Genomic DNA, 13,169 nt, shown 5'->3' on the forward strand with positions numbered 1-13,169 from the left:
TCTCGGAGAGAGACTACGTCATATGATGTCCCACAACGCGAAATCCGGCCGGAACAGGGGCGGAAGCCCCGTTGACGAGATCTCCGCGCATACGGCAGCGTGATGAATCCATCGCCAACCACTCCGCCACTTCCGCGATGACGATCCCCGTGCGCAGTTCCCTCGTCACGCGCGCCGACCCCACAGGGAGTCCCGATGTTCGCTCGACTTTCCCGTCCCATCGCGATCGCCGCCGCCGCGGTCGTGGCCGCCATCGCCGTGACCGGTTCCGCCGTGGCAAGCCCCACGACGGCCACGCCCACCTGCTCCAAGGCCACGCTGCGCGGTGTCTACCTGTTCGCGGGCAACGGTTGGTCGGTCACCGGCGGCGGCGCCGTCCCGCTGGCCTTCGCCGGTTCCGAGCGTTTCGACGGCACGGGCGGTCTCACCGGGACGTCCACAAGCAACTTCAACGGCGTCGCCTCCCCGCGCGCCGCCTTCACCGGCACCTACTCCGTCAACGCGGACTGCACCGGCGCCTTCACCATCAACGGCACCCTGCACTTCGACCTGTACCTCGACCCCTCCGGCGACAGCTTCGCCTACGTTCAGACCGATCCCGGCTCCGTCAGCGCCACCACCGAGAACCGCGCCACCCGCAGATAGCCGTCGGACCCGGGGAAGTCCGAAGAGGAGCCTGCCGGTCGCGGGGGTGACGCGGAACGGGTAAGGCATTCCGGGACCGGTCGGCAGGATAGCGTCGTGCCCCAGGACATCCGCGGACGTCCTGGGGCACGCTCGGCAATGAGGTCAGCAGCCCCAGCCCGCAGGCGGGGTGATACGGCCGAGCTGGAAATGCCAGTACTCGGCGTTGCGGGAGCAGAGCCCGTCCCGCGTGAAGGTGAGAAGATTGGCCTCGATGAGCGTCACCCAGTCATCCCCGTCCGGATTGGCCCCGGCCGCGCGCATGGTCACCCACACCTCGACCGCGGCACGGTTACCGGTGACAACAGGCTTACCCCGTACTCCGGTGAAGTCGGACTGCGGCGCCGTGACCCCGATCCAATAGTCCTTGATGGCCGCCCGCCCGACGTAGGTCTGCGCGGCCACCCCCGGAATCACCTGATAGACGGCGTCCGGCGTGAACAGCCCCGCGGCCGCGTCCCCATCCTTCGCCCCCCACGCCGCGAGATACGCGTCGGTCCACCGTTCCACCCGCCGAACACCCACACCCTCGGCCCCGGCAGGCGTGGTCAACCCGGCAGCGGCCACCACCCCCAGCGGCGCCGCCGCCCCGATCAAGGCTCTCCGATTGATCTGCATCGCTCGTCCCCACTATCGGCAACATGATCATCCCCAGCATCCCACCCCGACACCCCCAAAAAGCCCCCAACGGAACACCGGTCCATCCGACGTTCCCGGTTCAGCGCAGGGCGGTGAAGAACGCGCGGATGTCGGTCGCCACGAGTTCCGGGACCTCCAACGCGGCGAAGTGGCCGCCGCGTTCGAACCGGCTCCAGTGCACGATGGCGCTGTTGTCCCGCTCGGCGAACACCTTGATCGTCTGGAAGTCGTCCGCGAAGACCGCGACCCCGGTCGGCGCGGCGTTGATCGCGGAGGACTCAGGCGCCTCCGAGTTCTCGTAGTACGAGCGGGTCATCCCGGCCGCGGCGTTCGTGAACCACGCCACCGACACCTCCAACAGCACAGTCTCCAGCGGCACCAGGGAAGTGCCATTGCCGAACGACTGGAACAGCTCACTGTAAGCGAGCAGGCCGAGCGGAGAGTCGCTGAGACCCGCGGCGACAGTCTGTGGCCTGCTGGCGTTCATCGTGTTGTAGCCGCCGACCTTCTGGAACCACTTCATGTGCTCAAGCCCGGCGTAATCCCGCGGCTCCAAGCGCTCGAACTCCGACGGGTCGCCCGAGGGGAACGAGAACAACTGCAACACGTGCAGACCGAGGAACCCCTCCGGCGCGAGCAGCCCAAGCTCACGGGCGATCATCGCACCCTGGTCGGAGCCGTGCGCCCCGTAGCTGTCGTAACCGAGTCGGCGCATCAGCGTGTCGTACGCGCGGGCGACGCGGGCCGAATGCCAGCCGGACTCGGTGACCGGGGTGGAGAAACCGAAGCCCGGCGCGTCCGGGATCACCAGGTGGAACGCCTGGTCCGCGGTGCCGCCGTGGGCCACCGGGTCGACCAGCCGGTCGATCATGCCCAGGTAGTCGACGGACGAGCCCGGGTAGGTGTGCAGGAGCAGCAGCGGGGTGGCGTCCGGGTGCGGGGACTCGACGTGGACGAAGTGGATCGGCTGGTCGTCGATGTCGGTGATGAAGTGCGGGTAGGCGTTGATCCGCTCCTCGGCGGCCCGCCAGTCGAACTCCCGCCACGCCGCGACGGCCGCGCGCAGGTAGTGGTTCGGCGTGCCGGTCGCCCAGTCGTCCCCGGGGGCGGGCTGGGGGAGGCGGGTGCGGGCGAGGCGGTCGGCCAGGTCGTCCAGCTCGGTCTGGGCGATCTCGACGCGGAAGGGGCGGAGGTTCGTGTTCGTCATGCCGGTAACGCTAGAGTGGCTATAGGAACGTTTGCTTCCTAATTGGCGGAGGAGTTCATGACCGACACCCCGGCCCGGCTGCTCGCCCTGTTGTCGCTGCTCCAGGCCCGTCCCGTGTGGAGTGGTACCGAGCTGGCCGAGCGCCTCGGGGTGACCACCCGGACCGTCCGCACCGACATCGAACGACTGCGCGGCCTGGATTACCCCGTGCACGCAACCCGGGGTGCCACGGGCGGTTACCGGCTCGGCGCGGGCGGAAAGCTGCCGCCATTGCTCCTCGACGACGAGGAGGCGGTCGCGATGGCGATCGGGCTGCGCGCGGGTCGCGGCATCGCGGGCATCGAGGCGGCCAGCGCCCGCGCCCTCGCCAAGCTCGAACAGGTCCTGCCCCCACGCCTGCGCCCCGCCGTCGAGGCGCTGTCGACGGCGGTCGAGCACGCCCCCGAGAACACCGCCACCGACGCCCCCGACCCCGAGGTCGACCCGGCCGTGCTGCGCGCCGTCGCGACCGCCATCCACGCCGTCGAGCAGCTCCGCTTCGACTACGACGGCACCCCGCGCCTGGTCGAGCCCTACCGGCTGCTGTCCTGGCAGCGCCGCTGGTACCTGGTCGCCCGCGACCCCGTCACCGCCGACTGGGACGTCTACCGCGCGGACCGCCTCACCCCGCGCATGCGCACCCACCGCCGCTTCGCCCCGACCCCGATCGCCGACGGCGACTACACCGCGTTCGCGATGCGCCGGATCGCCAGCAGTGGCTGGAACGTGCACGCCCGACTGCGTGTCGACGCCCCCGCCGAGACCGTGTTGACCCGCATCAACCCCGCCGTCGGCGCCGTCGAGGCGGTCGACGCGACCACCTCCGTCCTGGTCACCGGCGCCGACTCACTGGAGACGGTGGCCGCCTTCATCGGCATGCTCGGCCTGGACTTCACCGTCGAGTCCCCACCCGAACTCCGCCCCCTGCTCCACGTCCTGGCCGACCGCTACGCCCGCGCGTGACGCGGGCCGGTGCTCCCGGACGGCGTTCGAACCGGGACACCGAACCTGGACTGAATGGGCTCTAACACGTCCGAACGGCAGCCATGGTCCGTTCTCCGTCCGTTTCGGGCCGAATTCACGGATGCATATATCTGCGGCGATCGACCGGTTCGGCGGCACCCTCCAGGGCGGATTGCTCCCATTCGGCCGATCTTTCCCGGCACACTCCTACTTCCGGTATCGGCCGACTGCCGTACCGTGCTGCGTTCGGTTGATTTCCGGGGCCACGCGGCGGGGATAGCCTGCTGGGATCGAGGGGGTCCTCGTGCGGTGGCGGGGCATCGCGGTGTGGAGGAGGGGCGGTTCCATGGAATCGGATGCCACGCGCGCGCTGGGTGCGGAGTTACGCAGGCTGCGGCTGACCGAGGGGCTGTCGTTGCGGGCCATGGCGCGGCGGCTCGGGTTGCGGGCGCACAGCGCGTTGGTCGACTACGAACGGGGACAGCGGGTGCCGCCGCCGTCCGCGTTGGCCGCGTACGCCCGGATCGCCGGATCCGACCTGACCACGCTGCGGGATCTCCGGGTCGCCGCGATGCGCGCGCAGGTGTCGATGCGCTCTGGTGACTCCCCGGCGCAGCCGAGGGTTCCGGCCGAACAGTCACCCGGCGGGCTCGGTGCTGCGGTGCTGCTGAGCGCCGCCTGGCTGCTGTCCCGGTGCGCCGAGATGTGCGTGGCGGCGGCAGGCCGGGCGCACCGGAATATGGGCCCCCGGGCCTGACCGAGGACAGTTCCACCCGGACGGCGCGATTCGCCGTGCCGGGATTCCGCGCGTCCCCGTTCCGATAGTCGGTCCATTTCGTCCGGGTTCCCGCTCGTGGCCCATCGGTGTTTCCCGGCTGCCCGCCGGTGTTCCGAACTCGTTCTGTTCATGGTCGCGACCGTTGTGAACAGTGGAAACCTGCTGTTAACAATGTCTGCGCCGAACCCGGAATCGGCGTTCGAGGCACCCCGAGAGGAGCAACCATGAAGAAGATCACCATGCGCAAGGTCGGCTCGGTCAAGCTCACCAGCGCGGCCACCGCGCTCTACGGCGGCTGCGCCTGCAGGCCCGCCTAGTCCAGGCATCGGCACCCCGGTGGCCCGAGCCGCCGGGGTGCCATCCCGACCAGGCGACCGGGCGAGCAGGCAGGAGCGAGGCATGTCGGAGAGCACGGCGGACGAGACGGCGGTCGCGCCGAGGTTCCACCCGCTGGTCTTCAACCAGGACGGCGACGAGGTCACCGTCGGCCGGATCGACACCGGCACCTTCGTCGCCCTGCCCGCGGACGGCGCCGCGCTGCTGCGCAAGCTGGTCGACGGCACGCCGCCGCCGGTGGCCGCGCGCTGGTACGCCGACACCTACGGCGAGTCGGTCGACATCGCCGAGTTCGCCGCCGACCTGGACGAGCTGGGCTTCCTGCTGGCGGACGGCGAGGCCCCGGCGGCGCCGATGCGGTTGCGCTGGACCCGGCTGGCCGCGGTGCTGTTCTCCCCGGTCGCCGCGGTGCTCTATGTCGCGCTGCTGGCCGCGTGGGTCTGGGTGACGCTCACCGGCGACGACCTCGCGCCCACCTACCACCACCTCTTCTTCACCCACTACATGTCCGTCGTCATGGTGACGATGTTCCTTGGCCAGCTGCCGCTGGTCCTGCTGCACGAGGCCGCGCACGCGTTGGCGGGCAGACGCCTGGGCCTGCCGTCGAAACTGTCCCTGAGCCGACGCCTCTACTTCCTGGTCTTCCAGACCACCCTCGACGGTCTGGTCTCGGTGCCCCGCCGCAAACGGTTCGTGCCGCTGCTGGCAGGACTGTTCGTCGACGTGGGCGCCATGGCGGTGCTGACCCTGCTCGCCGCGTGGCTGCGCGACGGCGGCACGGTCGCGCGAACCGTGGCGGCCATCGCGCTCGGCTTGGCGTACCTGACGCTGCTGCGGGTGGTCTGGCAGTTCTGGTTCTTCCTGCAGACCGACATCTACCACCTGGTGGTCACCATCCTCGGCTGCGTCGACCTGCACGTCACCGCCCGCGCGATCCTGGCCAACCGCTGGGCCGCCGTGCGCGGCCGCCCCCGCCCGCACGACCCCGACCTGTGGCACCCGCGCGACCAAGCGGTGGGTCGCTGGTACTCGGTGCTGATCGTGCTCGGCTATGCCTTCATGATCGCCGTCCTGGTGACGTCCATGGTGCCCGCGGCCGGGCACGCCTTCGGCACCGTGCTGGGCGCGCTCTTCGCGGGCGGGGAGAGCACCGGCCAGTTCGTGGACGGTCTGGTGTTCCTGTTCCTGAGTGTCGGCGAGATCGTCCTCGCCGGAGTTCTCCACCTGCGTGAACGGCGCCGAGCAGGCGCGTGAAGGAGGAACCCGTGTCCGACAGCCACCTTCTGCTCGTGGGCGGTCGCGCGTTCGACCGCGCCGACGCGGTACGCGCGTCGACCCTGCCGCCCCCGTTGACCGAGCCGGTGTCCGCCCACCGCAACCTGCGTGGCCCCTACACCGCCGCGGGCACGCTGCTGCGCCTGCTCGTCCCCGACGCGCAACGCGAACAGCCCGACCTGGTGCGCGACCACGAGGTGGAACTTCTCAGCGTCGCCCCGGAACTGTGCGACGTGGTGCCCGCCTCGCTGCGGACGCTGACCATGCTGGCCGTGCCCGAGGAACGCACCCGGTTCTACTCCCGCCTGCGCACCCTGCGCATCGCCCACGGCCTGGTCGAGTTCATCCGCGACCGCCTGCGCGTCCTCGGCGGTGGCCGTTCGCTCGTCATCACCGACCTGCACGCCGCCGATCCCACGGACCGCGAGCTGGTGTCGGTCCTGGTCCGTCGGATCGATCCGGCGCTGCTCACCGTGGTGGCCACCACCGCGTCCATGGACTCCGACCACGAACAGGCCGACACCGCCCTCGCCGAGACCGCCCGCTGGTGCCGCGTCGTCCCGGTCGACACCATCGACCGCGACCCGACATCCGACCAGAGAACACTCGCCGAGCACCACATCGCCACCGATCTGACCGGCGACGACCCGCACGCACTCGCCGCCTACACGGCACTGTCCGATGAGGACCGTCGCATCCTGCACGACCGCCGCGCCGACGAGGTCGAGGGCGGATCCTGGCGCTGGGGCGCCCTCCCACTGCATCGAGGCCGCGGCGCCGACCCACTGGGCGCGGGCGCGGAGGCGATCGCGTTCGCGTTGGACGACTGCATGAAGCTGGGTTTCTACGACGCCACAGTCGAATGGTCCCAACGCGGCCGAGCGATGGTCACCGCCACCGAACACCACGACCTGTGGTGGATCTTCACCACCAAGCTCCCCACCTCGCTGTCCGCCCTGGGCCGCGCCCCCGAGGCCGAGGAGATCTGCGACGAAGCCCGAGCGAACAGCGTGCGCACCGGCATCCACCTGCAATGCGCCTACGCCACGGCAATGCTGTACACCCGCCACCACGATCCCGATCACCGCGACCACGAGCGTGCCCTGGGCTGGATCAACCAGGCCATCGTGATCTCCGCCCTGCTGGACGACCGACAGCTGCGCGCGTTCAACACGGTGTTCCACAACAACGGCCTCGCCCTGATCGAGGCCCACCGCGGCCGACCGCTGGTCGCGTTGGACCTGGTCACCGCGGGCATCACCGAACTGGACCGCGAACTGGGCGCCGACCAACACCAGCTACACCGGTCCGTGCTCCGCTACAACCGCGCGCAGGTCCTCACCGGCCTGGGCAGACTGGAAGAAGCCGCCGCCGACTACCGCGCGGTGATCGCCACCGACCCGGACTACCCGGAGTACCACTTCGACCTCGGCACCGTCCTCCGCCGCCTGGGCGACCTGGACGGCGCGATCGCCGAGTACACCCAGTGCACCCACCTGGGCCCACCGTTCCCGGAGGTGTTCTACAACCGCGCCGACACCCTCGCCGAAGCAGGCGAGACCATCCGCGCGATCGCCGACTTCGAGTACGTCCTGGACCTGGAACCCGAACGCCTCGACGCCCACATCAACCTCTCCGCCCTCCACCTCGAACTAGGCGACCCGACCGCCGCCCGCGCCGCCGCCACCCGCGGCCTCGCCTTCCACCCCGCCGCCCCCGCCCTCGTCGCCGCCCTCGCCCAGACCCACGCCGACGAAGGCGACCTGACCACCGCCCGAGCCGAGTTCGACCGCGCCCTGACCGCCGACCCGGACCTGGTCGCGGCGTTGTCGGGCCGGGCTGTCGTCGCGCACGCGCAAGGGGATCACGTGGTCGCCCTGGCAGACCTGGGACACGCACTCGGATTGCGCCCCGAGGACCCGGCACTGCTGTTCAACCGAGCCGTGGTCCACGAACAGGTCGGCGACCTGACAGCCGCCGCAGCCGATCTGTCGGCGGCCGACGCCCTCGCCCCCGAGGACCCGGACATCATCGCCGCTCTACGAGAATGCGAACGAAAACTGGCCGCGGTGACGTGAGTGCCCGGTGCCCTGGTTCGACCTGGATGCAGGCCTGCCGTTCGTCGCCCAGGTGGAGAACGCGTTCAACTGGGCCGATCGGACCGTGCACGTCCGTTTCGAGGACGGATGGTCCGGGACCAAGGAGATCCGCCTCAATCATGAGGACAAGCAGGTGACGGTCGTCATGGAGCTGGCCGGAGTGGGTTGAGCACCAACCTTCCGCACAACCGGCGCAACCTTCTGGCGGGCCTGAGGCGCCGGTCGAGCTGAACTCCGGTCGTCCCGGTAGGCACGGGTGGCGGGGATCGCCACGATGTCGGAGTTCCTATGTGGACTCCGGCACGTCGACAAAGATCCACACCGGGTCGTATTGTCTGCGTGTGAACCATGAATCCACGCTGTCCGACGACTGGCGTCGACAGCTCTCCCAGGCCTTCGAGATCATGCTGGGCAGCCCCCTCGCCACCCACTCGCCCGACGCCGACTACGCCGCGTACGCGGGCGGCAACGTCTTCGACGAGTTCGGATACGACAGTGACCCGGCCTGGGTCCGCCCCGAGGCGTTGCGCGGCGCGGAGCCGGTCGTCCTGGACTGTGGGTTGTTCGACCAGGGTGAGCCGCCGTCGCGGTTCGACGCGGCGTTGTCGATCTTCGAGTTCGGTGACCTGGACGAGGCGCCGTCGGGGTTCGCGGCCGACCTGGCCGAGGTGGCGATCGCGGGTGGTCTGGTGCGTGGTGCGGAGCTGGCGCCCCTGCTGGAGCGGCACGGCGTCGACCTCGCCGACCCGGTCTGGGCGGGCCGGTGGTACGTCGCCTACCCGAGGCTCGTGTCGGACGGCACCCTGTTCGACGCGATGCGCGCCGCGCTGACCCTGGGTGACGGGCCGGAGAGCGTGCTGCCGCTGGAGGCCGATGCGAACGAGGAGTGGGCCGCCGCCCTGGAAGCGGTGGCCGACCCGGGGCTGCGCGCCCACCTGTCCTACTTCTGCACCGACGGCAGCGCGGGCCTGATGCACCTCGGCGCCAACCAGGGGAGCGACGAGTCCCTGGTGGCGCAGGGTTCCTCGGTGCTGGCCACCTGGCTGGAGGGACAGTCCCAGGTGGAGTTCACCGTCTTCCGGCTCAGCGACAAGGTCGCACTCCCGCGCCCGGCCTGACCGCCGTCGCAGTCGGTGCACCGGCCCGGTGCACCGACCGCGCAGGTCATGGTCTTCCGTCGACCCCGGTGATCTATCGCAAGTAAGTTGCAACTAGCATCGGTATGCGACAAGACCCCGGAAGCTTGGGAGGCACGATGGGCCAGTACACGCTGCCCGACCTGCCGTACGACTACGGCGCGCTGGCACCGGCGATTACCGGCGAGATCCTGGAGCTGCACCACGGCAAGCACCACGCCGCCTACGTCAAGGGCGCGAACGACACCCTCGACCGCATCGCGGAGGCGCGCGACCAGCGCGAGTTCGGCGGCCTGGTCGGACTGGAGAAGACCTACGCCTTCAACCTGTCCGGGCACGTCCTGCACACGATCTTCTGGGACAACCTGTCCCCGGACGGCGGCGATCGCCCCGAGGGGGAGCTGGCCGCGGCCATCGACGAGCACTTCGGCTCGTTCGACGGCTTCTCCGCCCAGCTCACCTCGGCGACGAGCACGGTGCAGGGTTCCGGCTGGGGCGTGCTGGCCTGGGAACCGTTGGGGGAGCGGCTGATCGTCGAGCAGGTCTACGACCATCACGGCAATGTCGGCGCGAACACCGCGCCGCTGCTGGTGTTCGACGCCTGGGAGCACGCGTACTACCTGCAGTACCGCAATGTCCGTCCGGACTATGTGCAGAAGCTGTGGTCCCTGGTCAATTGGACCGACGTCACACGACGCTTCGACATCGCTCGCGCGGGCACGTCCATCCTGCCGAAGACCTGACGAACTTGACAGCGGAATGCTCCGACAATGCACCGCTGTAGTGGAAGGCTCCCGGCCGGTCTGGTCGGGAGCCCTCGCCGCGCTCGGACCACTGTGGTGGATGGTCGTCACGAATGGCTTAGCCCGCAAGGAAATCAGCTGATCCGACGGCCGTCAGGCCTAGGCGATATGGCGATGCTTTCCTTGACCCCCACATGATCTCCGTCCTCATCCGACCACGCGGAAGATGGCGATGTCGTCGACGGTGACAACAATCGGGGCATTGGTGGCCGAGCCGGACAGGTTGGCCAGCAGTCCCGCGTTTCCGGCGCCCTGAAGCGCGCCGGTCTGGTCGCTCGTGGTGGCCTGCCAACCAGGTTCGGCGGTGCCGTCGGCCCACACCTTGGCGCGCAGGGTGGTGGGTGCCGTGCCGGTGACCTGAAGCCGGACCCGCAGCACGCTGCCCGGCTGGTAGGCGAGCCCGCTGATCGTCTGGTCGGTCGTGAGCGCCGTCTCCGCCCCGGCGGCGTCGGTGCGGCGGAGCCCGAGCCGGACGCTCCCGTCGGGGCGCAGGCTGACGGTCGCCCGGTAGGTGCCCGCGTCGTTGATCTTCCGGCCCACCGCTGCGACGTACACTCCGTTGCCGGTGGCGAGTTTGTCGGTGCTGATCTTGACGGCGAGGTCGGTATCGGTCGAGCGGATCCGGTTCAGGTACGCGCTGCGCCCCGCACCCGCGACGGGCAGGGTGATCCGGCCTGCGCCGCCGCGCACGGCGTAGTCGACGGCCGGGTCGCCGACCCACCAGTCACCGCCCGTGTCGGCCGGGCCGAACCCGTCGGTGACCGAGCGCGCGAACGAGTCGAGGCCGAGCGTCGCGTTGGTGCCGAGGAGGTGCTGGGTCACCCATTCGGCGATCCGGTCACCGGTGGGCAGCGAGTACTCGCCGTCGAACCGGTAGTGCACCCCCAGCCAGACCCGGGAGAGCTGGTTCTCCCTGGCCGCGTCGCTGAACGTGCCGAACGAGCGGGTGACGCCCTGGGCGAACGGGTCCTCCGTGGTCGCGGTCCAGGCGAAGTTGTCGGTGCCGACATAGCGTTTCATGACGCCCGCCCAGGCTCCGGCGAAGGTCGCGTGCCCGGAGATGAACGCCGGGAACGGCGGCGAGAACGTCGTGCCGTCGGTACGCCGCGACTCGGGCTGCCAGCTCGGGTCGGGGTCGGTCGAGTCCAGATGGATCGCGGTCTCCGGCCGCCACAGGTCGATGTCGGTCCGGTACTTGGCGTCCCACGCGGCGATCGCGGCGTCGGCCAGGGCGAGCGACATCCACGCGAACAATCTGGCGTTGGCGAACTGGTCTTGACCCGGCAGCTGTCGCGCGATGATCGCAGTGTGCTGGAGCAATTGCCCCGGCGGCTTGTAGGTGCCGTCGAGATCATTGGCCCAGAAGTGCGCCGCCTGGGTCCGGTCGGCGCTGCGCGAGGTCGACCCGAACCGGCCGACGTCCCGCACCTCCGCGAGGTGCGCCCGGTAGGTCGGGGACGCGAGAAGCTCACCGACGTCCTGTGCCCCCTCCGGGTGCGACGGCCGGAAGTGGTTCGGCGTGTCCATGGCGAACGGCCGCACCAGCCCCCAGTTCGGGTCGAGCGCGGCCCCGGAGCCGGTCGGCCGCCAGTCACCCGGCCGGGTGCCCGGTGAGTAGGCGACGGTGTCGTCCGAGTGGTCGTTGGCCCTGGTCACGACCATCACCTGCGCGGTCTTGTCCCCGATCGCGGCACCCTGGTCCCGCTGCGCCTGGGTGACGGTGCCCGGGATCGTCGCCTGAGCCGCGGCCAGCTTCGCGCCGAAGTCGATCGAGTCGTTCGGGTAGAGGCCGGTGAGGATCCGGTACGCGGCGTGGTCGATGGCGCTGCTCGGATCCGGTGCCGTGCCTGCCTGCACCGGAACCCGGGTCAGATACGGCTGCCCCAGACAACCACTCGCGGTCGCACACCGCGCCGAGTTCGCCGCGTCGTAGACGGCGCCGTACATCATCGCCGCCGCCCTGGACAACCGGGTCGGCGCCGCACTCCCGCTCGACCGACTCCGGAAGACATCGAGGAGAACGTCGTTCCAGAACAACACGTGATCGGTATCCGACACCGCCACATCCCGCGGCCGCACACTCCCCGCGGCGGCGACCGGAACCCCCAGACTCGTCGCCAAGACAAGACAGGACAACAAAACCACGGCACGACGCATCGTCGACGCCCTCCAGGAAAGCCCAGCGCGTGCCCCCGACCCCACGCGACCCCAGAACCGACCGACACCCACCGTGGCTTCCCGGCCACTCTCCGACAAGACTCCAAACGGGGCCGGTGCTGCCCCCGTCGACGCGAGTGCGCACGATCGAAGCGCGACGGGACGTGGTTCCGGCGCAGGAGGCATGCGGGCACCGTCTTGAGGACATGCTCGGGCAGGCGTCGATGCGTGCCGCGGGCGTCGAGGTCGCATCCGTTGCGGGTGGCCTGCCGCAGGCGATACACCCGATGTCCTGGTGGCAACGTCAACGATGTCGGGGAGCGACATGGACTGCCTGGCTCATCGAGCGAACGGTTGTGCCTCGTGACCACCTCGCCACCCGCCTCGGGCGAGACCGCCGAGTTCGACCGGCAGCGGCGCGTGCTCGATCAGATGATCACCGCCCACTCGATCCTGCGCGACCGGTGCGCACGGCGTTCACTGGCCATGACGTGCGGGTTGCTGGTCGCCTCGACGGTGGCGACCGCGTTCGCGTTTGCCGCGGGGGAGGCGGTGGTGCGGATCGGCCCGGTCGTGGCGCAGCGGTCGACCTGGCTCGGCTGGTTTGCGGTGTTGACCTTCATCGTGACCCTGGTCGATCTGACGGTCGACTGGAAGGCGGGCAAACGACGCCACGACGACGCCGTGCGCAGGCTGTCGGGACTGAAAGCGGAATACCGGATCCCGTCCACGCCGGAAGAACAGGCCAAGCTGTCGATGAAATACCAGATCGTCATGGACTCCGTGCCCGCGATTCCCGACCGGTTGTTCCCCTCGCTGAAAGCAGCCCACCTACGCAAGACCGAGATCAGCAGGCTGCTCAGCGAACGCCCCGGAATCTCCCCGCGAGCCGCCCGAAAAGCGTTGCGGCGCAGGGCGCGCGAGCACCCGACGAGCTGAGACCGCGAGCCCTGCTTGGAAACTCGGATCACCCGGTCTCGATTTTATCGGACCCTCCCTTCGTTGAAGGTTCGAATAGACTTCCGTCTTCTGAACAACGAGCGCCGAACGACC

At 69.8% G+C, this 13,169-nt stretch carries 12 protein-coding genes; 9 read left to right on the top strand and 3 right to left on the bottom strand.

Annotation, left to right across the window (positions count from 1 at the left end; all coding sequences use genetic code 11):
* Nucleotides 1-195: 195 nt before the first annotated feature.
* Nucleotides 196-645, top strand: coding sequence for a hypothetical protein (locus tag C503_RS0106745; RefSeq protein WP_018681431.1), 450 nt, complete (start codon nt 196-198; stop codon nt 643-645).
* A 144-nt stretch (nt 646-789) separates the two neighbouring features.
* Here the strand turns inward: C503_RS0106745 and C503_RS0106750 are convergent, their stop codons facing one another.
* Together C503_RS0106750 and C503_RS0106755 are read right to left on the bottom strand one after the other, a co-directional pair.
* Entirely contained in the window at nt 790-1,302 is a 513-nt protein-coding gene (locus C503_RS0106750; RefSeq protein ID WP_018681432.1) for a nuclear transport factor 2 family protein, read from the bottom strand.
* A gap of 100 nt (nt 1,303-1,402) precedes the next feature.
* Nucleotides 1,403-2,530: an epoxide hydrolase family protein gene (locus C503_RS0106755; protein ID WP_018681433.1), complete on the bottom strand. Its 1,128-nt coding sequence runs from the start codon at nt 2,528-2,530 to the stop codon at nt 1,403-1,405.
* Nucleotides 2,531-2,587: 57 nt separating this feature from the next.
* Between C503_RS0106755 and C503_RS0106760 the strand changes: the two genes are divergently transcribed.
* The 7 genes from C503_RS0106760 to C503_RS0106795 all read left to right on the top strand — a co-directional run bounded on the left by C503_RS0106760 (nt 2,588) and on the right by C503_RS0106795 (nt 9,899).
* Entirely contained in the window at nt 2,588-3,532 is a 945-nt protein-coding gene (locus tag C503_RS0106760) for a helix-turn-helix transcriptional regulator (RefSeq protein WP_018681434.1), read from the top strand.
* Nucleotides 3,533-3,878: 346 nt separating this feature from the next.
* Entirely contained in the window at nt 3,879-4,289 is a 411-nt protein-coding gene (locus C503_RS0106765; RefSeq protein ID WP_018681435.1) for a helix-turn-helix domain-containing protein, read from the top strand.
* A gap of 420 nt (nt 4,290-4,709) precedes the next feature.
* The gene (locus C503_RS38280) at nt 4,710-5,900 is read left to right on the top strand and encodes a hypothetical protein (RefSeq protein WP_018681437.1); all 1,191 of its coding nucleotides are present in this window, start codon (nt 4,710-4,712) and stop codon (nt 5,898-5,900) included.
* A gap of 11 nt (nt 5,901-5,911) precedes the next feature.
* A complete protein-coding gene (locus C503_RS38285) occupies nt 5,912-7,999 on the top strand; it encodes a tetratricopeptide repeat protein (RefSeq protein WP_063710770.1) in 2,088 nt (695 codons plus the stop codon).
* Nucleotides 8,000-8,006: 7 nt separating this feature from the next.
* A complete protein-coding gene (locus C503_RS0106785; protein ID WP_018681439.1) occupies nt 8,007-8,189 on the top strand; it encodes a hypothetical protein in 183 nt (60 codons plus the stop codon).
* A gap of 172 nt (nt 8,190-8,361) precedes the next feature.
* On the top strand, nt 8,362-9,138 hold the full coding sequence (locus C503_RS0106790) for a hypothetical protein (RefSeq protein ID WP_018681440.1): 777 nt from the start codon (nt 8,362-8,364) through the stop codon (nt 9,136-9,138).
* Between the two features lie 137 nt (nt 9,139-9,275).
* Complete coding sequence (locus C503_RS0106795; protein ID WP_018681441.1) at nt 9,276-9,899, top strand: superoxide dismutase; 624 nt, start codon at nt 9,276-9,278, stop codon at nt 9,897-9,899.
* A 207-nt stretch (nt 9,900-10,106) separates the two neighbouring features.
* Here the strand turns inward: C503_RS0106795 and C503_RS38290 are convergent, their stop codons facing one another.
* A complete protein-coding gene (locus tag C503_RS38290; protein ID WP_169514502.1) occupies nt 10,107-12,017 on the bottom strand; it encodes a vanadium-dependent haloperoxidase in 1,911 nt (636 codons plus the stop codon).
* A gap of 462 nt (nt 12,018-12,479) precedes the next feature.
* Between C503_RS38290 and C503_RS0106805 the strand changes: the two genes are divergently transcribed.
* The gene (locus C503_RS0106805; protein WP_018681443.1) at nt 12,480-13,055 is read left to right on the top strand and encodes a hypothetical protein; all 576 of its coding nucleotides are present in this window, start codon (nt 12,480-12,482) and stop codon (nt 13,053-13,055) included.
* The last annotated feature ends 114 nt before the right edge of the window (nt 13,056-13,169 follow it).

The organism is Actinokineospora enzanensis DSM 44649 (genome assembly GCF_000374445.1).
Lineage (GTDB): Bacteria > Actinomycetota > Actinomycetes > Mycobacteriales > Pseudonocardiaceae > Actinokineospora > Actinokineospora enzanensis.